The following is a 22557-nucleotide window of genomic DNA, read 5'->3' on the forward strand; positions in this document are numbered from 1 at the left end:
TGACTCAGGCGGGTCTCAGTGAGCGCCAACTGACTCGGCGCACCGGGCTGGGACCGACCTCGCTGCGCCGCATCCTCTTCCGCAATGAAGTGTCTGGTGCCGTCGCTCTCATTGACGTGCAGCGGTGCTTGGACGAGGTGGGGATGTCTTGGGGTGACTTCCTGGACCCCGTCGTGCTTCCCGCCGCCAACACCGCAGACGCCGACGTGGCCACCTTGGGCGCGCTCCTGAACGGTGCTGGACGCGCAACCTCCGCCGACCGGCTCTGTCGTGCACTCGGCTGGGAACTTGGCCGACTCATCCACGCGGCCGACCGGCTCGACGAGCGACTGCGCCCCTTGGGGCAGCGGCTCATCCGCAATGCCAACGGCTACCGCATTCGGCCGCTCGACACGACCACTGACGCCGCCCTCCGACGCCTCAACGACCTCCGCGACGACGAGGAAGGGATGCACAGCGGGATGGCGCGCGTGCTGTACCAGGTGTACGCAGGGTCGATGTCGAAGCAGGAAACGAAGAACGACCACCGGGTCCAGGTCGCAGCGCTGCTCCACCGCTCCGCCATCCGGGCAAGCGACGCCTCCGGCGAGAGGTACGTCCTGACTGACGACGTCAGGTTCGCGCTCGACTTCTGACGGAGCCAACAAGACAAGAAGGCCCCGGAACCGAGAGGTTCCGGGGCCTTCTTGTTGCCTCAGCGGCGGGAACTAACCGCGAGAATCAGGGAACTAACCGTGAGAATCTGGGAACTATTCGTGAGAATCCCGGGAACTAACGGTGAGAACTTTCATCAGCTGCAGCCGGACGTGCTGCCGCAACCCTCGCAGACGTAGCAGGAGCCGGCGGGACGCATCTTCGTGCCGCAGGTCATGCAGAGCGGGGAGTCGACGGCGGTGCCGGTGATCTTCTCCAGCAGCTCGGCGGAGGTGTGCGCCTCGCCGACCGTCGGCTGCGCAGGGACCTCGCGGGCCTCGGAGCCGTGGGTGTCCTTGGTCTCGACCTCGACGGCCTCGTGGTGCTCGGTCTTGAGCGACTCGGCCTCGCTGAGCTCGACGATCGGCTCGTAGGAGCCGGTCTCGAGGTGGCGCTGGCGCTCCTCGGCCGAGTAGATGCCGAGCATCGAGCGCTCGTCGAAGGCCATGTAGTCCAGGGCCAGGCGGCGGAAGATGTAGTCCATGATCGACTGCGCCATCCGCACGTCCGGGTCGTCGGTCAGGCCGGCGGGCTCGAAGCGCAGGTTGGTGAACTTCGAGACGTAGGTCTCCAGCGGCACGCCGTACTGCAGGCCGATCGAGACCGCGATCGAGAAGGCGTCCATCACACCGGCCAGGGTCGAGCCCTGCTTGCCGAGCTTGAGGAAGACCTCGCCGAGCTCGCCGTCCTCGTGGGCACCCGAGGTCATGTAACCCTCGGCACCGCCCACGGTGAACGACGTCGTACGCGAGATGCGCGACTTCGGCAGGCGCTTGCGGGTGGGGCGGTAGACGATCTTCTCGACGACCTTGGTCTCACCCTCGGCAGCGGCGGCCGCGGCGTCGGCCTTGTCGGCGGCGTCCTTCTTTGCCTTGCCGCCACCGTCGGCCAGCGGCTGGCCGACCTTGCAGTTGTCGCGGTAGACCGCGGTCGCCTTGAGGCCCAGCTTCCAGGACTGCATGTAGACGTCCTCGATCTCCTCGACCGTGGCCGTCTCCGGCAGGTTGACGGTCTTCGAGATCGCACCCGAGAGGAAGGGCTGCGTGGCGGCCATCATGCGCACGTGGCCCATCGGGGCCAGGGCGCGCGCACCCATGGCGGTGTCGAAGACCTCGTAGTGCTCGGTCTTGAGGCCGGGAGCGTCGATGACGTGGCCGTGCTCGCCGATGTAGGCGACGATCGCCTCGACCTGCTCGGGCTGGTAGCCCAGCTTCTTCAAGGCCCGCGGGATGGTCTGGTTGACGATCTGCATCGAGCCGCCACCGACGAGCTTCTTGAACTTGACCAGCGAGAAGTCGGGCTCGATGCCGGTGGTGTCGCAGTCCATCATGAAGCCGATGGTGCCGGTCGGCGCGAGCACGGAGGCCTGCGCGTTGCGGAAGCCGTTGGCCTCGCCCAGCTTGATGACGTCGGCCCACGCCTTGGTGGCCAGCTTGTGCACGCGGCCGTCCTCGGTGTGCAGGACGCGCACCTGGTCGTTGGCCGCCTGGTGCTTGCGCATGACGCGCTTGTGGGCATCGGCGTTGCGGGCGTAGCCGGCGTAGGGGCCGACGACCTTGGCGAGCTCGGCGGAGCGCTTGTAGGAGGTGCCGGTCATCAGCGAGGTGATGGCCGCGGCCATCGAGCGGCCACCCTCGGAGTCGTAGCCCAGACCCATCGCCATCAGCAGGGCGCCGAGGTTGGCGTAGCCGATGCCGAGCTGGCGGTAGTCGCGGGTGTTCTTCTCGATCGACTCGGTCGGGAAGTCACCGAAGGCGACCGAGATGTCCATCGCGGTGATGATGAACTCGACGGCCTTCGCGAAGAGCTCGGCGTCGAAGGTGTCGTCGTCCTTGAGGAACTTCAGCAGGTTGAGCGACGCCAGGTTGCAGGCGGAGTTGTCGAGCGACATGTACTCCGAGCACGGGTTTGACGCAGTGATGCGGCCGGTCTCGGGGTTGGTGTGCCAGTCGTTGATCGTGTCGTCGTACTGCAGGCCCGGGTCGGCGCACTCCCAGGCAGCCTGGGAGATCTTGCGGAAGAGCGAGCGGGCGTCGACGGTCTCGATGACCTCGCCGGTGTCGCGGGCTCGGAGGCCGAACTCCTTGCCCTCCTCGACGGCGCGCATGAACTCGTCGGTGACCCGCACCGAGTTGTTGGCGTTCTGGTACTGCACGGAGGTGATGTCCTTGCCGCCCAGGTCCATGTCGAAGCCGGCGTCGCGCAGGGCGCGGATCTTGTCCTCCTCGCGCGCCTTGGTCTCGACGAACTCCTCGATGTCGGGGTGGTCGACGTCGAGGACGACCATCTTGGCCGCGCGGCGCGTGGCGCCACCGGACTTGATGGTGCCGGCGGAGGCGTCGGCGCCACGCATGAAGGAGACGGGGCCCGAGGCGGTGCCGCCGGAGGAGAGGAGTTCCTTCGACGAGCGGATGCGCGAGAGGTTGAGGCCGGCACCGGAGCCGCCCTTGAAGATGAAGCCCTCCTCCTTGTACCAGTTGAGGATCGAGTCCATCGAGTCGTCGACCGAGAGGATGAAGCAGGCGGAGACCTGCTGCGGCGAGGAGGTGCCGACGTTGAACCAGACGGGCGAGTTGAAGGAGAAGTACTGGTTGACCAGCAGCCAGGTGAGCTCCTCCTCGAAGACCTTGGCGTCGGCCTCACCGAAGTAGCCGTGCTCGATGCCGGCCTTGGTGTAGGTCTTCACCACGCGGTCGATGAGCTGCTTGAGGCTCCACTCGCGGGAGTCGGTGCCCACGGCGCCGCGGAAGTACTTGGTGGTGACGATCGTGGAGGCGTTGACGCTCCAGAAGTCGGGGTACTCCACGCCACGCTGCTCGAAGACGGTCTCGCCCGTCTTCCAGTTGGTCTGGACGACGTCGCGCCGCTCCCAGGTGATCTCGTCGTACGGGTGGGTCCCCTCGGTGCTGAAGACGCGCTGCATCTTCAGTCCACCCTTGTTCACCGTCTTGGCGGCCATGGAATCTCCTCAGTTCCTCGTGATGGCTTCGTCGTGTCTCGGTCGTGCTGTGTCGTACGTCTGGGGCCCGGCACGCAGCTTCCCCACTGCGTACCGGGCGTTCAGGGGGTCACCCGGAGGCGACGGCGGCCGCATCTCGTTCGGCGCGCATGACGGCGATCTCGGTCTCGAAGTCGGCCGCGCTCTCGAAGGCGCGGTAGACCGAGGCGAACCGCAGGTAGGCGACCTCGTCGAGCTCACGCAACGGCGCGAGGATCGTGAGGCCGACCTCGTGGGCAGGGATCTCGGCGCAGCCGGTGGCGCGGAGCGCGATCTCGACCTCCTGGCCCAGGCGGGCCAGCTGGTCCTCCGTCACCGGACGACCCTTGCAGGCCTTCCGGACGCCGTGGATCGCCTTCTCCCGGTTGAAGGGCTCGGACGCGCCGGAGCGCTTCACCACCAACAGCTGCATGAGCTCGACGGTGCTGAAGCGCTTGCCGCACTCGACGCAGGCCCGACGCCGGCGGATCTGGCCGCCGTCGTCGGAGACCCGGGAGTCGAGCACCCGGGTGTCGGTGTGCCGGCAGTGCGGACAGTGCATGTGGCGCCCCTCCCGGTCGCTGCTGGTGGCCTGTGGACGAACGGCCCTGATCTGTGGATCAGCAGGCCGCCGACTGTGCACTCACTCCCAGCCCGTGTGGACTAGATGTGGATAACCACAACGGTGTAACTACTAGATCTAGTGGTAACCGTACGCGGCCTCCCCAATCCTTGGCAAGCGGGTCCGGAGAAGTCGCGAGGAAAGAATCGACGGCGCGACCCATCGGGTGACACGACGCCTGACACAATGGGCGGCGTGGCCCCCGGGAAGCGCGCAGGATCGAGGAAGGCGGCTCGACCGAGCCCGGCCGTCAACAAGTCTGCGCTGGCCTACGCCGGTGGAATCACCGCCTGCGTGATCGCCTGGGGCTACCTGGTCTACGCCGCGATCGACTTCGGTGCCAGCGCCCGCAGCGGCAACGCCGGCGCCTGGTTCCTGCTGATCCTCGCGGGCATCGGGGCAGCCACCTGCCTCTTCGTGGGGCTCATGCTGCTCACCCGCCTGGGCGCCGCGCTCGGCGTCACCCGGCCGCCCACCGATGCGACCGACCCCGACGGCGGCACGGCACCTCCCCGGCCCGTCGGCGGACGCCGCGCTGCGCGCTGAGGACGCGGCGCGGCCTTGCTGGCGTCACCCCTGGCTGGCGTCATCCCCGGCTGGCGCCACCCTTGACGTCAGCCCTGGCTCGGAACGTGCAACCGCTGCCCCAGCGCGACGACAGAGCTCTCCAGGTTGTTGAGCTCACGGATCTCGTGGACCATCGACCGCACCTCGCCGTCGGAGGCCACCTCTGCGGCGATGCCCCAGAGCGTGTCCCCCTCGTTGACCACCACGATCTCGGTGGCCCTCGGCTCGCCGGCCTCCTCGCTGGCCATCGATCCGCCACCGAGAGCGACGGAGACCACCAGCGCCAGCAGCAGCGCCGCCGCCAGGACGACCAGGCGACCCCGACGCGTCAACCGCACCTGACCCGTGGACGCCGGGCGACCGGTCGGGGCGACGCGGATCGACGAGACCTGCATCGACGAGACCTGGGCAATCGGGGTGACGGTGGTGGCGCTCATGGGGACCTCCTGGGGAAGTGGGCGGTCAGCCGGATGGATGTGTTCCGAACGAGTGCGGCACCTTGCGGGCGCCTCGTCCTGATGCCTCCGATGTCTAGTGGCGGGTGCCGACAACTTCGCCGGCCTCACCCTTCCGACTCCGGAGTATCGATCAGACGTTCGATCGAACACATGTACGACATTAGAGCAGGTGTTCGAACGAGGCAAGGATCCGTTCGAACAATCTTTCGACGTGTCGACCGCGTGGCCCCGGCGTACCCGAAATCCGGCAACTGGCCGCGCCACGGCCTGCGAGGTCACCAGATTGCGGCATGCGGACCGTTCCCCACACCCCTAGCGTCGCCCCCATGCGAGACCTCCTGACGACGGCGTCCGACACCATCGAGGCCGACTTCGCGGCCCTCCAGGCCGCGATCGCCGCCTCCCCCGTGCTCTCGTCCTCCGACGAGCCCGACGCGACGGTCTACTGGTCCAACCAGCCGCTGGCCCTGCTCAACGTGATCGTCGACGCGCACATCGCGCCCGAGGTGGCCGCTGCCCGGGCCCAGGAGATCCTGGCTCCCTTCTTCGAGCGTGGGCTGCCCTTCCAGTGGGTGACGACCCCCCGCACCACCAGCCCTGCTCTGGAGGCGGCGTTGGCCCAGGCGGGCCTGGCGGCCCGGGAGTACCCCGCCATGTTCGTGGCTCTGGGGCAGCCGATCGACCCGCGCACGCCCGAGGACGTCTTCATCGACGTGGCCTGGCCCGACGGGGTCGAGCCCGTCAGCCGGGTGATCCTCGAGGACCTGGGCCACCCGGCCGTGCCCGAGGAGGGCAGCGCGCTGGGCGTCCTGGACACCCTGGACCCCGCCGACAACCAGTTCTTCGTCGCCCGCAGCATGCGCACCGGCGACGTGCTTGGGGCCAGCACCATGCACACCCGCGGGTCGAGCGCCATGCTCGCCAACGTGAGCATCACCGCGGCCGCGAGGGGACGGGGAGTCGGGCGCGCCCTGACCGCCACCATGATGAACAGGGCCGCCGCGACCGGCTGCCAGTCGGCGACGCTGATCACCAACTCTCGGGCCTACCCGACCTACGTCGACCTCGGGTTCCGCACCCAGTTCACCTGCGTGGCCTGGGCCTGGGACCCCCGTTCCTGAGTGCGACACGCGGTTCGAACACCTGTTTGAACTGATGGGGCGATGGCACTAGCGTGGTCACCACGTCGGCCCCACGCCCAGGAGGAACTCCCCCATGTCCCACGCCAGCGACAACGGTGACCGCAACAAGGTCGTTCCTCTTCCTGACGGCCCGCCCGACGCCACGGGACTGACCGTCCGTCAGCAGCTGGTGCTCGAGACGATCCAGGAGGCGCTGGAGACCCGCGGCTACCCGCCGAGCATGCGCGAGATCGGTCGGGCAGTGGGCCTGACCAGCTCCAGCAGCGTCGCGCACCAGCTGAAGACGTTGGAGGAGAAGGGGTTCCTCAAGCGTGACCCCAACCGCCCGCGCGCCCTGCAGGTCTTCCTGCCCCCGTCGATGACCTCTCGAGGAGCCGTGGCCGACGCCGACGAGTCGACCTACGACCCCACGGGTGCGGGAGACGCCGCGCCGGCTGCCACCTACGTGCCGGTGGTGGGTCGCATCGCCGCCGGTGGCCCGATCCTGGCGGAGGAGCGCGTGGAGGACGTCTTCCCGTTGCCCCGGCAGCTGGTCGGCGACGGCACGCTCTTCCTGCTCGAGGTGGTGGGCGACTCGATGGTCGACGCCGCGATCTGCAGCGGTGACTACGTCGTGATCCGCCAGCAGCCCGACGCGGTCAACGGCGACATCGTGGCCGCCATGATCGACGGCGAGGCGACGGTGAAGACCTTCCAGCGCAAGGACGGTCAGGTCTGGCTGCTGCCGCACAACGACGCCTTCGAGCCCATCGACGGCACCCACGCCACCATCCTCGGCAAGGTCACCGCCGTCCTGCGCAGCGTCTGAGAGACGCTCGGCCTCAGCCCTCGGCCAGGCGTCCCAGCGCCTGGCGTACGACCGCGGGGTCGGTCGTCGACCACATGGGCGGCAGGCTGGCCTTCAGGAACGACCCGTAGCGCTTGGTGGCCAGCCGGGGGTCCAGGATCGCCACCACACCTCGGTCGTCGGTGGTGCGGATGAGACGACCGGCGCCCTGGGCGAGCAGCAGCGCAGCGTGGGTGGCCGACACCTGCATGAAGCCGTTGCCGCCGGCCCTGTCCGCGGCGCGGGCCCGGGCAGACATCAGCGGGTCGTCGGGTCGCGGAAACGGGATCCGGTCGATCAGCACGAGCTGGCAGGTCTCACCCGGGACGTCGAGGCCCTGCCACAGCGTCAGGGTGCCGAAGAGGTTGGTGTGGTGGTCCTCCACGAACTGCTTGGCCAGCTCCGGCAGCTGCGCATCCCCCTGCGCCAACGTGGTCAGGTGGGGCAGCCGCTCACGCACGGCCTCGGCGGCGGTCTCGGCGGCCCGCCGCGACGAGAAGAGCCCCAACGTACGCCCCTGGGCGGCGTCGATCAGCTCGACGATCTCGTCGATCTGCTTCGGCCCGAGCCCGTCGCGACCCGGGTCGGGCAGGTGGCGGGCGACGTAGAGGATGCCCTGCCGCGCGTAGTCGAAGGGGGACCCGACGTCGAGCCCGCGCCACGGCAGCGCCCCTTCGGCCGCCGTGTCCGGGGCTCCGGTGTCGAGCCGCTCCGACGGCTTGAGACCCAGGCTGCCGGCGACCGCGTTGAAGTCACCGCCCAGCATCAGCGTGGCGGAGGCGAACACCACCGTCTTCTCGGTCAGCAGGCGCTCACGCATCTGGGCCCAGACCTGCAGCGGCGCCACCGCCAGGCGCGCGGGCACCCGCTCGCGGGCCTCGTTGAGCCAGAGCACGTCCGACTCCTTGCAGGCCGCCATCCGCTCCGCCGTGGTGAAGACCTCCTGCGCCAACCCCTTGGCCTGCGTACGCCCCGCGTCGGCGTCGCCCTCGTCCTTGCCGAAGGCGGAGACCAGCGACCGGGCCGCGTCGCGGACCAGGGCGAGCGCGTCGGCGAGCTGCTCACCCGGCTGCTCGATGCGCCCCGGCGCCGTGGCCGCCAACGCATCAGCCAGGGCATCCGCCGCGTCGGCGAGGTCGTCGGCCGGCGAGCTGGACCCACCCTTGTCGCTGACGTGCTTCTGCGAGCGGCGGGCCGCCCGCTCCACGTCGCCGACCGTCAGCTCGTCGGTGGCGGCCTGGGTGACGCGGGCGACCAGCTCGTGCGCCTCGTCGATCACCACGGCGTCGTAGTCGGGGATCATCGGCACGCCCTCGATGGCGTCGATGGCGAGCAGCGAGTGGTTCGTGACGATGAGGTGGGACTGCGCCGCCTTCTCCTTCGCCCGCTCGGCGAAGCACTCCTGGGCGAAGGCGCAGCGTGCCGCACCGAGGCACTCCCGGTGGTTGACGCTGACCTGCCGCCAGGTGCGTTCGTTGTGCCGCGGGGCGTGGTCACGCTCCCCCGTGCCGCCCTGCTCGCTCTCCTCCTCGGCCCACGCCCGCAGGGCGAGGACCTCGGCGCCCATCGAGCCCTCGGGGATGTCGACCAGGACGCCTTGGTCGTCGGGCACGCCCTCGCGGATGCGGTGGAGACAGGCGTAGTTGGAGCGCCCCTTCAACACCGCATAGCTGGCGTCGAGGCGGTCACCGACCGCCTCGACCAACCGCGGGATGTCGCGCTCGACCAGCTGGTGCTGCAGCGCCAGGGTGGCGGTGGCCACGACCACGCGGTCGCCGTTGAGCAGGCTCGGCACGAGGTAGCCGAGCGACTTGCCCGTGCCGGTGCCGGCCTGGACGAGCAGGTGGTGCTGGTCGCGCATCGCGGTGGCGACGGCCTCGGCCATCTGCACCTGGCCCGTACGCTCCTGGCCGCCGAGCGCCTCGACGGCGGCGGCGAGGACCTCACGGACGGCTGACTTCTCGGGCACTGGCTGAACACTAGTCAGCGCCGCCGACAACGAGGTCATCGGCGGCGCTGGCTGTGGACGGGGTCACGGCCCCGGAGCGTCAGACGACGGCGCCGGACTCGTCGGCCTCGTACTTCGCCTTGGTGGGCAGCTCCTTGGCCATCGGCCACTTCTGCTGGAAGTAGCTGACCAGCGGGGTGGCGGTGAAGACCGAGCTGTAGGTGCCGACCAGCAGACCGACCAGGAGCGCGATCGCGAAGTCACGCAGCGAGTCGCCACCGATGATCGCCAGCGCGGCCAGGATGAACATCGTGCCCAGACCGGTGTTGACCGTGCGGGGCAGCGTCTCCACGGCGGCCTTGTTGGCCATCGCCATGAAGGTCTCCCCCGGCTGCGAGCCACGCCAACGTTCGCGGATGCGGTCGAAGACGACGACGGTGTCATTGACCGACAGACCGATGATCGTCATGGCGGCAGCCAGGAAGATGCCGTCGATCGGCTTTCCGAGCCAGGCGAACAGGCCGACCACGATCAGCACGTCGTGCACCATCGCGACCACGGCCGAGACACCGAAGGTCCACTTGAAGCGGACCGCCAGGTAGGCCAGCTGGGCGAGGAAGGCCACACCGAAGGCGATGAGCGCCTTGTTGCGCAGCTCCTGGCCGAAGGACGCGCTGATCTTCTCGTCCCGCTCGAGGGTGGCGCCCTCGCCGGCCGACTCGATGGCGGCGTTGATCTCGGCTGCCTCGTCGCCGTCGATGACGCCGGTGCGCACGAGGATCTTGTCGCCATCGGTCTCCTGCACCGAGGCGATCGGCACGTCCACGTCGGAGAGCGCGTCGCGGGCGTCGTCGGCGGTGAGCGTCTTCTGCGTCGAGTACTCCAGCACCCGGCCACCCGAGAACTCCACGCCCAGGTTGAGGCCGTTGACCGCGATGCCCGCGATCGCGAGCACCGTGGCGGCCGCGGAGACCACCAGCCACGTCTTGCGACGCTTCATCAGGTCGGGGTCCTTGCGCTCCAACCACTTGCGTACCCGCCCGATGTCGCCGATGCCGGTGACGGCGGGGTGCCGAGCGATGGTCTTGTTGGCCACGCCGAGCTCGGTGAGCACTCGGGCGATGATGAGCGCCGAGATCATCGAGGCCACGACACCGATCGTCAGCGTCACACCGAAGCCCTTGATCGGCCCGGAGCCGAGGAAGAAGAGCAGCGCGGCGGCCAGCAGCGTGGTGACGTTGGAGTCGATGATGGCGGTCCACGCCTTGTTGAACCCCACCTGGAGCGCGCGACGCAGGCCCGCCGACGGGTAGGCGGCGTACTCCTCGCGCGCTCGCTCGAAGACCAGCACGTTGGCGTCGATCGCCATGCCGATGGCGAGCACGAAACCGGCAAGTCCGGGCAGCGTCAGCGTGGAGCCGAGCGCGATGAGCATGGCGTACGAGAGCAGGGCGTACGACGCGAGGGCGACGGTCGCCATGAGGCCGACGAAGCGGTAGACGGCGACGATGAAGATGCCGGTCAGGGTGATACCGATGATGCCGGCCCAGATGGAGGCGTCGATCGCCTTCTCACCGAGGGTCGGGCCCATCATCCGGCTCTCGATCGCCTTGACCTCGAGCGGCAGCGAGCCACCCTCGATCAGGGCCGCGAGCTCGTTGGCCTCGTCGACGGTGAAGTCACCGCTGATCTCGGTGGAGCCGGAGATGGAGGAACCGCAGCTGACGTTGACGCCCGGCGCGGAGATGATCCGGTCGTCCAGGACGATCGCGATCCGGTTCTGGTCACCCTGCGCACAGGCGGCTGCGGCGGAGAGCTCGCTGAAGGCTGCCGAGCCCTGGCGGCTGAAGTCGACGTTGACCACCCAGGTGGTGCTGCCCTCGCGCTGCCCCGAGGAGGCGCCCGAGATGTCCTCGCCCTCGAGGACGGCCGGGGCCAGCTCAACGAAGGTGTCCGGGACGTCCGGGTCCTCCATGACGAGGTTGCCCTCCTCCGACGGCTCGGGCGTCTGGCCGGGCTCCTCCGCGGTCAGGCCTCCGGCGGTGACCGCGTGCACGGTCAGCTGGGCGGTCTGGCCGAGCTGCTCGGCCGCCTCGTCGGCGTCCTTGACACCGGGTAGCTCGACGATGATCCGGTTCTCACCGGAGCGCACGATGTTGGGCTCCGAGAGCCCGAGCGCGTTGACGCGCTGCTCCAGGACCGCCTTGGTGCGGTCGGTGTTCTCGGCGTTGGCCACGGTGCCGTTGGGCGAGTCGTAGGTCTGCAGGGTGACGGAGACGCCGCCACGCAGGTCGAGCCCCAGCGTGGGCTTCATGTTCAACGCGATCGCCGCGCACCCGGCCAGCAGGCCGAGCACGAGCACGAAGCGGATCCAGGCAGCACGTGACATGCGCGACATCTTTCCCTAGCGCGGAGGACGCACCGAATCCGGGGCGCCGTGTGGACCAACGGACGGTCGCGCCGGGGAGTTCCCTGCACCCACGCGGGCAAGGTCAGGCGTCCTGATACGGTGCTCGGCGACCGGAGCCCCCGGGATTGAGTTCCCAGGGCGGGCTTCGTACGTACGCCTTCGGGGACCTGCCCCGACGTCGGCCCTTGCCGACGCGGCCGTCGCCAGGTGACGTCCTGCCAGGACCGTCCCGCGACGGGGCGTGCCGCGCGGCCGGTCGGCAAGGAGTCAGCACGTGAACAACGAAGCAGTGTCATTCGGGGTGGGGACGGTCGCCCTCCTCATCGTCCTCTTCTACGGAGGGACCTTCTGGATCTCCACCCGGATCGGGAAGAAGCAGGAGAACGCCGACGACTACATGACCGCCGGGCACAACATCGGGTTCGGCGTCTCGGCCGCCTCGATGACGGCGACCTGGATCTGGGCGTCCTCGATGTATGCCTCGGCCACCTCCGGTTACACCTACGGCATCTCCGGCCCCATCCACTACGGGCTCTGGGGCGCGTTGATGATCCTGTTCATCTACCCCTTCGGCAAACGGATCCGGGCGGTGGCGCCACGGGCGCACACGCTCGCGCAGGTCATGCACGTGCGGCACGGTCGCTCCAGCCAGCTCATGCTCGCGGGCTCCAACGTGGTCGGCAGCGTCATCAGCCTGATGTCGAACTACATCGCCGGTGGCGCGCTGATCGCGTTGCTCTCACCCTTCACCTTCATCCAGGGCGTGCTGATCGTCGCCCTGGGCGTGCTGCTCTACACGCTCTGGTCCGGTTTCCGCGCGAGCGTCCTGACCGACTTCGTGCAGGTCGTGGCGATGCTCGGCGCGGTCGCGGTGATCGTGCCGTTCATCTTCGTCGCCGCCGACTTCCCGACCGCCTTCACCTCAGGCGCCGGCAACCTCACCGACCAGCAGGCGTCCTTCTTCTCCTCCGAGGCCTTCCTCAACCAGGGCGCGCCCTACATCGCCGCCGTGCTGGCGTACGCGATCGGCAACCAGACCATCGCGCAGCGGCTCTTCGCGGTGCGTGAGGACCTCATCAAGCCGACCTTCGTCACCGCCACCGTGGGCTACGGCGCCATGGTGATCGGCGTCGGCATGCTCGGCGTGATGGCGCTCTACCTCGGCCTCGAACCGGCGGAGGGCGACCTCAACAACCTCGTCCCGCAGATGGCCGTGACCTACCTGCCCGGCATCCTCGTCGCGCTCTTCTTCATCATGGTGATCGGCGCCCTGTCGTCGACCGCAGACTCCGACCTCTCGGCGCTGGCCTCCATCGTGATGACCGACGTCTACGGACAGAACGTGGCCGGTCGCGAGGCCAACCCGCGCACGATGCTCCTCATCGGCCGCGTCACGATGATCACCGCCACCGCGTTGGCCATCGCCTTCGCCAGCCTGCAGCTCAACATCCTCGACCTGCTGGTCTTCGTGGGTGCCCTGTGGGGCGCGCTGGTCTTCCCCGTGATCGCCAGCTTCTACTGGAAGAAGGTCACCAACACCGCCTTCACCGTCTCGGTGCTCGCGGCGCTGGCGGCCTTCCTGCCGGTCCGCTTCGCATGGATCCCGACCGGTGGGGCCGTCGGCCTGGTCGTCGACGTGCTCGCGATCGTCGGTGCGGGCGTCGTGCTCGGCCTGATGGCCTTCGGGTTCTTCGGCCAGCGGGTCGGCCTGGCCGTCGGCGTCGTCACCGCTGTCGCGGTCGCCCCCTTCGCCTTCGGCGCGATCCACGAGTACGCCACGCTCAGCGGCTCGCTCGTCGCCTACGCGGTCAGCACCCTCGTCTGCTGGGCGCTGTCGGTGCGCTCCTCCGAGGAGTTCGACTTCGACGAGCTGTCGCGCAGGATCGACGACTTCGACGACGCCACTCCCCACGCCCCCACCCCGACCGCGGCTCCCACCGACGGCCACGGCCGCGGTGACGACGACCTCGACCCGGTCCACTGAGACAGGAGAAGACCCATGAGCACCTTCGCACTGACCTTCTACGTCCTGATGTGGCCCGTGATCGTGGCCGTCGTGCTGGCCGTCATCGGCACGGCCTTCTACCGGGAGTGGCGCGAGGCACGCCGCAACGGCGAGGACCTCGTCTGACCCCGGGCGTACGCGAGCCTCACGCCCGGGCGTACGACTCCAGCTCGCCGGCCAGGTCCGCATGGGCCCGGCCGGCGACACGGGTGCCGTCGCCGGTGTGCTCCATCGTGGCGATCTCGCCCTCCTGGTGCAGCCGGTTGAGCAGGTCGCCCCGCTCGTAGGGCAGCAGCACGTCGAACTCGACCTCAGGGCGCGGCAGCTCCGACTCGACCATCTCCAGCGCCTCGGCGATGCCCTCGCCGGTACGCGCCGAGACCACGACCGAGTGCGGCTCACGCTGGCGCAGCCGCGCGATCGTCATCGGGTCGGCGGCGTCGGCCTTGTTGATGACGACGATCTCGGGGATCTTGTCGGCCTCGATCTCGGAGAAGACCTCCCGCACCGCGGCGAGCTGGCCCTCCGGGTCGGGGTGGGAGCCGTCGACGACGTGCAGGATCAGGTCGGCCTCGGCCACCTCCTCCAGCGTCGAGCGGAACGCCTCGACCAGCTGGTGGGGCAGGTGGCGCACGAAGCCGACGGTGTCGCTCATCGTGTAGACGCGACCGTCGGTCGTGGTGTTGCGACGCGTCGTCGGGTCGAGGGTGGCGAAGAGGGCGTCCTCGACCAGCACGCCCGCGTCGGTGAGCCGGTTGAGGAGCGACGACTTGCCGGCGTTGGTGTAGCCCGCGATGGCGACGCTGGGGATCCGGTTGTCGCGACGCCGTGCCCGCTTCGTCTCGCGGGTGCGCTTCATCGCCTTGAGCTCGCGACGCAGCTTGGCGATCTTGTCGTTGATGCGCCGACGGTCGGTCTCGATCTTGGTCTCACCGGGGCCACGACCACCGATGCCCTCACCACCGGCGACCCGCCCACCGGCCTGGCGCGACAGGTTGCCACCCCAACCACGCAGACGCTGCTTCATGTAGGTGAGCTGGGCCAGCTCGACCTGCGCCTGGCCCTCCTTCGACTTCGCGTGCTGGGCGAAGATGTCGAGGATCAGTGCGGTCCGGTCGACCACCTTGACCTTGAGCCGGTCCTCGAGGTTCCTCAGCTGGCTGGGCGCCAGGTCGCCGTCGCAGATGACCGTGTCGGCGCCGGTGGCGGCCACGATCTCCTTGAGGCCCTCGACCTTGCCGCGGCCGATGTAGGTCGCCGGGTCGGGACGCTGACGACGCTGGTAGACCGCCTCCAGGACCTCCGAGCCGGCGGTCTCGGCCAGCGCAGCGAGCTCGGCCATCGAGTTCTCGGCGTCGGCGACGCTGCCCTCGGTCCAGACACCGACCAGGACGACCCGCTCCAGCCGCAGCTGGCGGTACTCGACCTCGGTGATGTCCTCGAGCTCGGTGCGCAGGCCGGCGGCGCGCTTGAGCGCGTACCGCTCGGCGAGGTCCATCGACCCCGTGGTCTCGTCGATCTCGGGGTCCGGCTCGTCGGCATAGCCGGAGACGAAGTCGTCGTCGACCTCGTCGACATCCTCGACCAGGTCGGAGTCGTCGTCCCAGGAGGTGGTGGAGGCGAGCTCGTCGGCGAGGGAGAAGTGCTTGTGGTTCGTCATATGCCCTCCAGCCTAGGTCGCGGCACCACGGCGCGCGACCCGTTATCGGCTCGGCCTCGGCGTGCCGGGCGCGCAGCCGCGTCTCAGAGGTCGGTGGTGCCCCGGGCCACGACGACGGCCGGACCGGTCATCAGGATCCGGTCGTCGTCGGTCCAGGTGATCGTCAGCGTGCCGCCCGGCAGGTCGACGGTGTACGCGGTGCCGCGCGGCGCGTCGTCGGCCAGAGCGGTCGCGACCATCACCGCACAGGCGCCGGTGCCGCAGCTGCGGGTCTCCCCGGAGCCGCGCTCGTGCACCCGCATCGCCACGTGCTGGGGGCCCCGACGCACCACGAACTCCACGTTGACGCCGTGGGGGTAGACCTCCCGGTCGTGACCCGGTGCTTCCAGCAGGGGGCCGGCGTCGGCGAGGTCGCTGACGAAGGCGACCGCGTGCGGGTTGCCCATGTCGACGTGGACGGCCGGCCAGCTGCGCCCCTCGACGGTGACGGTGGAGTCGGCGCCGCGCCGGGGCGTACCCATGTCGACGGTGAACAGGTCGCCGTCGCGGGTCACCATCTTGACCCCCGCGCGGGTCGCGACCGCGACGGGCTCGTCGGCGTCGACGAGGCCCTCGTCGAGCAGGTGGCGTGCGAAGACGCGTACGCCGTTGCCGCACATCTCCGAGACCGAGCCGTCGGAGTTGCGGTAGTCCATGAACCACTCCGCGCCCGTCTCCCCCAGCACCTCGCTGCGCACGACCCGCAGCACGCCGTCGGCGCCGAGGCCGGCGCGACGGTCGCAGAGCGCGCGGACGCGGTCGGCCGACAGGTCGCCGTGGACGGTGCCGTCGTGGTCGGGCAGCAGCACGAAGTCGTTCTCCGTGCCGTGGCCCTTGAGGAAGTGGTAGGTCACTCCCCGATCCTGCCACGGACCCCGGACGCTGCCCCCACGGTCGACCGGATGGGTGTCCACGTGATGGGCACCACATTTGCGGAGCCCGCCTACCAATGGGTAAGTTTCGGTTACGTAGGGGAAAGCGCCAGAGCCCCTGCACCTGTACTTCCGTCGATGGGAGCCGACTTCGGTCGGTCGGCGGACCCCGTACTGGGGAGGGAGACACGAGGGGCGGTCCTGACGAGGGCCGCCCCTCAGTCATTTCCGGTCGATCGTCACCGCTCGGTCATCTCCGCTCATCCACGGGCTGAGTGCGCGACCGCCGCCACCGCCTGCTCGGCCCGGTCGTCGGCGTCGAACCGCACCCAGTGCACGCGCGGGTCCTTGCGGAACCACGAGTCCTGGCGGCGGGCGAACCGGCGCGTCGCCACCACGGTGCGCTCCTTCGCCTCCTCGAGCGTCAGGTCACCGGCCAGATGGGCGGCGACCTCGCGGTAGCCGATCGCCATCGCGGCCGTACGCCCCCGCGCCAGTCCGGCGTCGAGCAGGCGCTCCACCTCGGCCACGAAGCCGGCGTCGAACATCTCCTGCACCCGCTGCGCGATCCGGGCGTCGAGCGTCGGCCGGTCGATGTCGACCCCGACCTGCACCGTCGCCGGGTCGACGTACTCCAGCCGCGGCAACGTCGCGCTGAACGCCTGCCCGGTCAGCTCGACCACCTCGAGCGCGCGCACGACACGGCGGGCGTTGTCGGGCAGGATCCCCGCGGCGGCCTGCGGGTCCACCTCGGCGAGACGCCGGTGCAGCGCGGGAGACCCGACGCGCTCGGCCTCGGCCTCCAGCCGCGCCCGCACCTCGGGGTCGGTGCCGGGGAAGTCGAAGTGGTCGAGCACCGCGCGCGTGTAGAGCGCGGAGCCGCCGACGAGCACGGGCGTACGCCCCCGCTCACGCACCTGCGCGACCGTCGCGCGCGCCAGGCGCTGGAACTCCGCCACGCTGGCCGGCTCGTCGACCTCCATCAGGTCGAGCAGGTGGTGAGGGATGCCGCGGCGTTGGTCGGGCGGCAGCTTGGCGGTGCCGATGTCCATGCCGCGGTAGACCTGCATCGCGTCGGTGTTGACCACCTCGCCGTCCAGCTGCTCGGCCAGGTCGAGCGAGAGACCGGTCTTGCCGGCGGCCGTGGCGCCGACCACGGCGACGATCGGCGGCAGGGTCATGCGGTTAGTGTTCCAAACGCAGAGCCACCCCACCGGGAGGGGCACCGCCACTCCCCGACGAAGGAGCAGAGATGGGATTCCTCGACGACGCGAAGGCGAAGTTGACCGACGCCGTGGACAAGTCCGGCGACAAGATCGGTGACGCCCTCGACAAGGCCGGCGACATGGCCGACAAGAAGACCGGCGGCAAGCACAGCGACAAGATCGACACCGGCGTGGCCAAGGCCAAGGACGCGCTCGACGGCCTCGACGGCAAGAAGGACGACGACCTGAGGTGAGCGCCTCCGACCCCGCCGGGACGCACGGCCGCTTCGTCGTCGTCCCGGCGTCGTACGTCTACCTCGTGCGCGAGGCCGAGGGTGGCACCGAGGTGCTGCTGCAGCAGCGCGGCGACGTGCCCTACATGGCCGGCCACTGGGCTGCCGGCGCTGCCGGCCACGTGGAGCGCGGCGAGGACGCCATCGCCGCGGCGCGACGCGAGCTGCGCGAGGAGCTGGACGTGGAGGCCACGGACCTGCGCTTCGAGTTCACGATGCAGCGCACCCAGCACGCCGACGCCATCGACGAGCGTGTCGACTTCTTCTTCACCGCCCGCTCGTGGCGGGGCGAGCCGCGGGCGGTCGAGTCCGCGAAGTGCGCCGGACTGGGCTGGTTCCGGCTGGACGATCTGCCCGAGCCGATGGTGCCGCACGAGGCGCACGCACTGGCCCACCTGGGCACGGACGCGGCCTACCTGACCTTCGGCTTCTGAGGCTCCGCCCCCGGCCAGAGCCGCGCGGGTTTCCGTCTCCGGGCGTCGGGTAGGTGACTCCTCACGTCCCCGAGATCCAGGAGTCACCCATGAGCGAGTTGCCCCCGCAGCCCGACGCCGTCGCCGAGGAGCCGCAGCTCCACCCCGGTGGCACCGACGCGATCGTGCCGGAGGGAGGCGAGGACGCCCCGCTGGGCCGCGACCTCCCGCCGGAGCAGAACCCGGCCACCGAAGAGGTGCCCGACGAGGTGGCCGAGCCCGACGACAAGCAGCAGGCGCCCGAGGGCGACGCCGACCAGGAGGCCGGCACCCAGCGCGAGGAGGACCCCGACGGGCCCGACGCCGGCCAGCTCGACGAGAAGGGCGACGCGGAACCGCCGGCCTGAGCACGCCCTCGCACGTCTGTGCGGCAGGTGGGTGTCACCGGGTGACACCCACCTGCCGCGTTGAGTTCGACGCAGCGTCAGCGGCGGCCGCGCTGCGGGCGTACGACACCGGCGGCGCCACCACCGCGGCGCTCCTGTCCACCGCCGCCGGTGAAGTCAGCCGACGCCGCAGGCCGGGGCGTCCGGCAGTGGCGCCGGCACCCCGATCGCGGGCATGCCGAGCCCGACGCCCTTCGGCGGCGCCGGGGCGGACGTACGCCGCTCCCACGCGTCGCCGGAGCGCGTACGCCGCACGGAGCGGATCGGCGCGTCGGCGATCAGGTAGTGCGGGGCGCCGCGGGTGATCTCGACGGTCACCATGTCGCCGGGGCGCACGGAGTCGGCCTCCACCTGCGAGAAGTCGGCACGGAAGTGCACCAAGCGGTTGTCGGGCGCGCGACCCGACAGCCGCAGGGTCTCGCCGTCACGACGGCCCTCACCCTCGGAGACCATCAGCTCGAGCACGCGGCCCTCCAGCTTCTGGTTCTCCTCGTAGGTGATCTCCTCCACCAGCGCGGCGAGGCGCTGGTAGCGGTCCTTCACCACGGCGGGGTCGATCTGGTCGGGCATCGTCGCCGCGGGGGTGCCGGGGCGGATGGAGTACTGGAAGGTGAACGCCTGGGCGAAGCGGGCCTGGCGCACGACCTCCATGGTGTCGAGGAAGTCCTCCTCGGTCTCACCGGGGAAGCCCACGATGATGTCGGTGGAGATCGCGGCGTCGGGGATCGCGGCGCGGACCTTGTCGAGGATGCCCAGGAACTTCTTCTGGCGGTAGGAACGCCGCATCGCGCGCAGCACAGTGTCGGAGCCCGACTGGAGCGGCATGTGCAGCTGGGGCATGACGTTGGGCGTCTCGGCCATGGCGTCGATGACGTCGTCGGTGAACTCGGCCGGGTGCGGCGAGGTGAACCGGACGCGCTCCAGGCCATCGATGTCGCCGCAGGCCCGCAGCAGCTTGGAGAAGGCCTGGCGGTCGCCGAACTCGACGCCGTAGGCGTTGACGTTCTGCCCGAGCAGGGTGACCTCGGAGACGCCGTCGGCGACCAGCGCGCGGATCTCGGCGAGGATGTCGCCGGGGCGACGGTCCTGCTCCTTGCCGCGCAGCGACGGCACGATGCAGAAGGTGCAGGTGTTGTTGCAGCCGACCGAGATCGAGACCCACGCGGCGTAGGCGGAGTCGCGCTTGGTGGGCAGTGTCGAGGGGAAGACCGAGAGCGACTCGAGGATCTCGACCTGCGCCGCCTCCTGCGACCGGGCCCGGTCGAGCAGGGCCGGCAGCGACCCGATGTTGTGGGTGCCGAACACCACGTCGACCCACGGCGCCTTCTTGACGATGGTGTCGCGGTCCTTCTGGGCCATGCAGCCGCCGACGGCGATCTGCATGCCGGGCTTCTTCGCCTTCACCGGAGCCAGGTGACCGAGGTTGCCGTAGAGCCTGTTGTCGGCGTTCTCGCGCACGGCGCAGGTGTTGAAGACCACGACGTCTGCCTGCTCGTCGTCGGAGGCGGCGACGTAGCCCGCGTCCTCGAGGAGGCCGGTGAGGCGCTCGGAGTCGTGGACGTTCATCTGGCACCCGTAGGTCTTCACCTCGTAGGTGCGCGGCATCGTCTCGGCGGGCGGGGCAGGCTGTGCAGTCATGGCGCCCTCAAGACTACGGCCGATCAGGGCGCAGGCGTGAACTCGCCGTCGGCTGCGTAGTCGGCCACGGCGCGCTCGCACGCCTCGACGAGGTCGGCCGAGGGCACGGCGCCCTCCCAGACGGTGTGGCCCCACTCGTCGAGCCCGCCGCACACCTCGGCACCGAGGTGGATGACGCGCACCAGGCTGGTCTCGCCGGCCCGCCGCAGGATCCACCGGAACTCGCCCGGAGGCTCGGGCCAGGAGACCCGCACCTCGTCGCGCTCGACGCCCAGCACACGCACCGCCTCGAGGAGCGTACGCACGGCGCTGACGTGGTCGGCCGCGGAGACGACCGTACGCAGCCCGCGCAGGGCGATGCCGGCGGTGAGGCCGCCGTCGGGCGTCACGTCGAAGCGCAGCTGCAACTGTCTGGACGACTCCCAGCCGCCCCAGTGGTTCGGTGAGAGCACCGCCCACCTCCTGAATTCCGAGATCGGCCAGAAGGTAGCAGCGAGGTCACAGAGCGGTAAAGGTCTGTGAGCCACGGCACTCCCACTGTGGCCCAGGTCGCCCCCTTGGGTCTAGGTTCTTCGCATGACAGCCGCCAAGGAGGAGACCTCCACGCCGTCGACCCGCGATCCGCTGGTCCAGCTGCGTGGTGTCAACAAGTACTTCGGGGAGATGCACGCGCTCAAGGACATCAACCTGACGATCGGCCGCGGCGAGGTCGTGGTGGTCATCGGGCCCTCGGGTTCGGGCAAGTCCACGCTCTGTCGCACGATCAACCGGCTCGAGACGATCTCCGAGGGCTCGATCACCATCGACGGCGAGGAACTGCCCCAGGAGGGCAAGGAGCTCGCCCGCTTGCGCGCCGACGTCGGAATGGTGTTCCAGTCCTTCAACCTCTTCGCCCACAAGACGATCCTGGAGAACGTCACGCTCGGGCCGATGAAGGTCCGCAGGATGAAGAAGGCCGAGGCCGAGCAGCTCGCGATGCAGCTGCTCGAGCGGGTCGGCGTCGAGGCCCAGGCGCAGAAGTACCCCGCCCAGCTCTCCGGCGGCCAGCAGCAGCGTGTCGCGATTGCCCGCGCCCTGGCGATGGAACCGAAGGTGATGCTCTTCGACGAGCCCACCTCCGCGCTCGACCCGGAGATGATCAAGGAGGTCCTCGATGCGATGGTCTCCCTCGCCCAGGGCGGCATGACCATGGTCGTGGTCACACACGAGATGGGCTTTGCCCGCACCGCCGGCGACCGCGTGGTCTTCATGGCCGACGGCGAGATTGTCGAGGAGAACACGCCCGAGGAGTTCTTCACCCACCCGAGGAGCGACCGGGCCAAGGACTTTCTCGGCAAGATCCTCAAGCACTGACCGGACACAGTCTTGACGCACCGATCCACGAGTTCCACCAGCATCAGTTCGCTACAGAGGGAGAAGAAGATGAGAAGCATCCGGACCAAGGCCCTCGCGGTCACCGCCGGTCTCGTACTGACCCTGGGCCTGGCCGCCTGCGGAGGGGATGACGAGGGCAGCGATCCCGAAGTCAACACCGACACCAACTTCGAGTCGGGCACCACGATGGCCGAGATCGCCGATCGTGGCACCGTCACCATCGGCACCAAGTTCGACCAGCCAGGCTTCGGCCTCCAGAACCTCGACGGCGAGCTCGAGGGCTTCGACGTCGAGGTCGCCAAGATCATCGCCGCCGAGCTGGGCATCGCCGCGGAGGACATCGAGTGGAAGGAAGCTCCCTCCGAGGTGCGCGAGCAGGTGATCGAGAACGGCGAGGTCGACTTCGTGGTCGCGACCTACACGATCAACGACGAGCGCAAGAAGCGCATCACCTTCGCGGGCCCCTACTACGTCGCCGGCCAGCAGCTGATGGTCGCCGAGGACAACGACACCATCGAGGGCCCCGAGGACCTGAAGGACAACCCGGAGGCCAAGGTCTGCTCCGTCACCGGCTCCACGCCTGCCGAGAACATCCGCGAGTACCTCGCCAACCCCAAGCAGCTGGTGCTCTTCGACGTCTACGACAAGTGCGCCGACGCCCTCAGCAACGGCCAGGTCGACGTGGTCACCACCGACAACGTGATCCTCGCCGGCTTCGTCTCCAAGAACGAGGGCGAGTTCAAGCTCGTGGGTGAGCAGTTCACCGAGGAGCCCTACGGCATCGGCATCGAGAAGGGCGACGTCGAGTTCTGCGAGTTCATCAACGAGACGCTCGCCGACAACGAGGACGCCTACAACGACGCCTGGTCGTCCACAGCCGGGGAGGTCGAGGGTTCCGAGCCCGCCGAGCTGCCCGAGGCCGACACCTGCTCGTGAGCAGGTCCGACCCCGCCTGAGCTCCATCCGGTC

The 22557-nt window shown here is 69.5% G+C and carries 22 protein-coding genes; 12 read left to right on the plus strand and 10 right to left on the minus strand.

Annotated elements, in window-relative coordinates; all coding sequences use genetic code 11:
* Positions 1-143: 143 nt before the first annotated feature.
* Positions 144-635 (plus strand): hypothetical protein, encoded by a 492-nt coding sequence (locus IEQ44_RS11555; protein WP_193638625.1) that lies wholly within the window; start codon positions 144-146, stop codon positions 633-635.
* A gap of 155 nt (positions 636-790) precedes the next feature.
* Here the strand turns inward: IEQ44_RS11555 and IEQ44_RS11560 are convergent, their stop codons facing one another.
* Complete coding sequence (locus IEQ44_RS11560; RefSeq protein ID WP_193638626.1) at positions 791-3652, minus strand: vitamin B12-dependent ribonucleotide reductase; 2862 nt, start codon at positions 3650-3652, stop codon at positions 791-793.
* A gap of 109 nt (positions 3653-3761) precedes the next feature.
* Positions 3762-4232, minus strand: coding sequence for a transcriptional regulator NrdR (gene nrdR / locus IEQ44_RS11565; protein ID WP_193638627.1), 471 nt, complete (start codon positions 4230-4232; stop codon positions 3762-3764).
* 255 nt (positions 4233-4487) lie between these two features.
* Here nrdR and IEQ44_RS11570 point away from each other — a divergent pair, with 255 nt between their 5' ends.
* Positions 4488-4838 carry a hypothetical protein gene (locus tag IEQ44_RS11570; RefSeq protein ID WP_193638628.1) on the plus strand — a complete coding sequence of 117 codons (351 nt, stop codon included), beginning with the start codon at positions 4488-4490 and terminating at the stop codon, positions 4836-4838.
* 68 nt (positions 4839-4906) lie between these two features.
* On the opposite strand, the gene IEQ44_RS11575 is transcribed toward IEQ44_RS11570, so the two are convergent.
* The gene (locus tag IEQ44_RS11575) at positions 4907-5296 is read right to left on the minus strand and encodes a LysM peptidoglycan-binding domain-containing protein (protein WP_193638629.1); all 390 of its coding nucleotides are present in this window, start codon (positions 5294-5296) and stop codon (positions 4907-4909) included.
* Between the two features lie 347 nt (positions 5297-5643).
* Here IEQ44_RS11575 and IEQ44_RS11580 point away from each other — a divergent pair, with 347 nt between their 5' ends.
* Complete coding sequence (locus IEQ44_RS11580; RefSeq protein WP_193638630.1) at positions 5644-6438, plus strand: GNAT family N-acetyltransferase; 795 nt, start codon at positions 5644-5646, stop codon at positions 6436-6438.
* Between the two features lie 94 nt (positions 6439-6532).
* Complete coding sequence (gene lexA / locus IEQ44_RS11585; protein WP_193638631.1) at positions 6533-7267, plus strand: transcriptional repressor LexA; 735 nt, start codon at positions 6533-6535, stop codon at positions 7265-7267.
* A 13-nt stretch (positions 7268-7280) separates the two neighbouring features.
* Here the strand turns inward: lexA and IEQ44_RS11590 are convergent, their stop codons facing one another.
* Both IEQ44_RS11590 and secD read right to left on the minus strand, forming a co-directional pair.
* Entirely contained in the window at positions 7281-9293 is a 2013-nt protein-coding gene (locus IEQ44_RS11590) for an ATP-dependent DNA helicase (protein ID WP_193638632.1), read from the minus strand.
* 40 nt (positions 9294-9333) lie between these two features.
* Positions 9334-11622 carry a protein translocase subunit SecD gene (secD, locus tag IEQ44_RS11595; protein WP_193638633.1) on the minus strand — a complete coding sequence of 763 codons (2289 nt, stop codon included), beginning with the start codon at positions 11620-11622 and terminating at the stop codon, positions 9334-9336.
* Positions 11623-11768: 146 nt separating this feature from the next.
* Here secD and IEQ44_RS11600 point away from each other — a divergent pair, with 146 nt between their 5' ends.
* Genes IEQ44_RS11600 through IEQ44_RS17000 form a run of 3 tightly spaced genes read left to right on the plus strand, consistent with a single transcriptional unit; the run spans position 11769 to position 13774 of the window.
* Entirely contained in the window at positions 11769-11921 is a 153-nt protein-coding gene (locus IEQ44_RS11600; RefSeq protein WP_193638634.1) for a hypothetical protein, read from the plus strand.
* Positions 11918-13627, plus strand: a complete 1710-nt coding sequence (locus IEQ44_RS11605; protein ID WP_319804635.1) for a sodium:solute symporter family protein — start codon at positions 11918-11920, stop codon at positions 13625-13627. Before IEQ44_RS11600 ends, IEQ44_RS11605 begins: the two co-directional genes overlap by 4 nt.
* Positions 13628-13642: 15 nt before the next feature.
* On the plus strand, positions 13643-13774 hold the full coding sequence (locus tag IEQ44_RS17000; protein ID WP_227487363.1) for a putative transporter small subunit: 132 nt from the start codon (positions 13643-13645) through the stop codon (positions 13772-13774).
* A gap of 19 nt (positions 13775-13793) precedes the next feature.
* On the opposite strand, the gene hflX is transcribed toward IEQ44_RS17000, so the two are convergent.
* The 3 genes from hflX to miaA all read right to left on the minus strand — a co-directional run bounded on the left by hflX (position 13794) and on the right by miaA (position 17400).
* Entirely contained in the window at positions 13794-15308 is a 1515-nt protein-coding gene (hflX, locus tag IEQ44_RS11610) for a GTPase HflX (protein ID WP_193638635.1), read from the minus strand.
* An 83-nt stretch (positions 15309-15391) separates the two neighbouring features.
* Positions 15392-16201 carry a diaminopimelate epimerase gene (gene dapF / locus IEQ44_RS11615; RefSeq protein ID WP_193638727.1) on the minus strand — a complete coding sequence of 270 codons (810 nt, stop codon included), beginning with the start codon at positions 16199-16201 and terminating at the stop codon, positions 15392-15394.
* A gap of 278 nt (positions 16202-16479) precedes the next feature.
* Positions 16480-17400: a tRNA (adenosine(37)-N6)-dimethylallyltransferase MiaA gene (miaA, locus tag IEQ44_RS11620; protein WP_193638636.1), complete on the minus strand. Its 921-nt coding sequence runs from the start codon at positions 17398-17400 to the stop codon at positions 16480-16482.
* Between the two features lie 71 nt (positions 17401-17471).
* On the opposite strand from miaA, the gene IEQ44_RS11625 reads away from it, so the two are divergent.
* The 3 genes from IEQ44_RS11625 (at position 17472) to IEQ44_RS11635 (ending at position 18537) form a co-directional block, all read left to right on the plus strand.
* Positions 17472-17678: an antitoxin gene (locus IEQ44_RS11625; protein ID WP_193638637.1), complete on the plus strand. Its 207-nt coding sequence runs from the start codon at positions 17472-17474 to the stop codon at positions 17676-17678.
* A complete protein-coding gene (locus IEQ44_RS11630; protein ID WP_193638638.1) occupies positions 17675-18151 on the plus strand; it encodes an NUDIX domain-containing protein in 477 nt (158 codons plus the stop codon). The genes IEQ44_RS11625 and IEQ44_RS11630 overlap by 4 nt, the downstream gene beginning before the upstream one ends.
* Before the next feature lie 89 nt (positions 18152-18240).
* A complete protein-coding gene (locus tag IEQ44_RS11635; protein WP_193638639.1) occupies positions 18241-18537 on the plus strand; it encodes a hypothetical protein in 297 nt (98 codons plus the stop codon).
* A 156-nt stretch (positions 18538-18693) separates the two neighbouring features.
* On the opposite strand, the gene miaB is transcribed toward IEQ44_RS11635, so the two are convergent.
* Both miaB and IEQ44_RS11645 read right to left on the minus strand, forming a co-directional pair.
* Positions 18694-20181: a tRNA (N6-isopentenyl adenosine(37)-C2)-methylthiotransferase MiaB gene (gene miaB / locus IEQ44_RS11640; RefSeq protein WP_193638728.1), complete on the minus strand. Its 1488-nt coding sequence runs from the start codon at positions 20179-20181 to the stop codon at positions 18694-18696.
* A 56-nt stretch (positions 20182-20237) separates the two neighbouring features.
* Positions 20238-20666, minus strand: a complete 429-nt coding sequence (locus tag IEQ44_RS11645) for a hypothetical protein (RefSeq protein WP_193638640.1) — start codon at positions 20664-20666, stop codon at positions 20238-20240.
* 211 nt (positions 20667-20877) lie between these two features.
* Here IEQ44_RS11645 and IEQ44_RS11650 point away from each other — a divergent pair, with 211 nt between their 5' ends.
* The gene (locus tag IEQ44_RS11650; protein ID WP_438861850.1) at positions 20878-21567 is read left to right on the plus strand and encodes an amino acid ABC transporter ATP-binding protein; all 690 of its coding nucleotides are present in this window, start codon (positions 20878-20880) and stop codon (positions 21565-21567) included.
* Positions 21568-21636: 69 nt separating this feature from the next.
* Positions 21637-22524, plus strand: coding sequence for a glutamate ABC transporter substrate-binding protein (locus IEQ44_RS11655; protein ID WP_193638642.1), 888 nt, complete (start codon positions 21637-21639; stop codon positions 22522-22524).
* Positions 22525-22557: the final 33 nt, after the last annotated feature.

Origin of the sequence: Nocardioides malaquae, from assembly GCF_015070385.1 — a bacterium.
GTDB lineage: Bacteria > Actinomycetota > Actinomycetes > Propionibacteriales > Nocardioidaceae > Nocardioides > Nocardioides malaquae.

Excerpts from the sequence above, each read along its gene's own strand:
- IEQ44_RS11580 (WP_193638630.1), top strand. The coding sequence starts at position 5,644 with ATGCGAGACCTCCTGACGACGGCGTCCGACACCATCGAGGCCGACTTC.
- IEQ44_RS11650 (WP_438861850.1), top strand. The coding sequence starts at position 20,878 with ATGCACGCGCTCAAGGACATCAACCTGACGATCGGCCGCGGCGAGGTC.
- miaB (WP_193638728.1), bottom strand. The coding sequence starts at position 20,181 with ATGCCGCGCACCTACGAGGTGAAGACCTACGGGTGCCAGATGAACGTC.
- lexA (WP_193638631.1), top strand. The coding sequence starts at position 6,533 with ATGTCCCACGCCAGCGACAACGGTGACCGCAACAAGGTCGTTCCTCTT.
- IEQ44_RS11590 (WP_193638632.1), bottom strand. The coding sequence starts at position 9,293 with ATGACCTCGTTGTCGGCGGCGCTGACTAGTGTTCAGCCAGTGCCCGAG.
- IEQ44_RS11635 (WP_193638639.1), top strand. The coding sequence starts at position 18,241 with ATGAGCGAGTTGCCCCCGCAGCCCGACGCCGTCGCCGAGGAGCCGCAG.
- IEQ44_RS17000 (WP_227487363.1), top strand. The coding sequence starts at position 13,643 with ATGAGCACCTTCGCACTGACCTTCTACGTCCTGATGTGGCCCGTGATC.
- IEQ44_RS11555 (WP_193638625.1), top strand. The coding sequence starts at position 144 with ATGTCTTGGGGTGACTTCCTGGACCCCGTCGTGCTTCCCGCCGCCAAC.
- IEQ44_RS11655 (WP_193638642.1), top strand. The coding sequence starts at position 21,637 with ATGAGAAGCATCCGGACCAAGGCCCTCGCGGTCACCGCCGGTCTCGTA.
- IEQ44_RS11560 (WP_193638626.1), bottom strand. The coding sequence starts at position 3,652 with ATGGCCGCCAAGACGGTGAACAAGGGTGGACTGAAGATGCAGCGCGTC.
- nrdR (WP_193638627.1), bottom strand. The coding sequence starts at position 4,232 with ATGCACTGTCCGCACTGCCGGCACACCGACACCCGGGTGCTCGACTCC.
- hflX (WP_193638635.1), bottom strand. The coding sequence starts at position 15,308 with ATGACGAACCACAAGCACTTCTCCCTCGCCGACGAGCTCGCCTCCACC.
- IEQ44_RS11625 (WP_193638637.1), top strand. The coding sequence starts at position 17,472 with ATGGGATTCCTCGACGACGCGAAGGCGAAGTTGACCGACGCCGTGGAC.
- IEQ44_RS11575 (WP_193638629.1), bottom strand. The coding sequence starts at position 5,296 with ATGAGCGCCACCACCGTCACCCCGATTGCCCAGGTCTCGTCGATGCAG.
- secD (WP_193638633.1), bottom strand. The coding sequence starts at position 11,622 with ATGTCACGTGCTGCCTGGATCCGCTTCGTGCTCGTGCTCGGCCTGCTG.
- miaA (WP_193638636.1), bottom strand. The coding sequence starts at position 17,400 with ATGACCCTGCCGCCGATCGTCGCCGTGGTCGGCGCCACGGCCGCCGGC.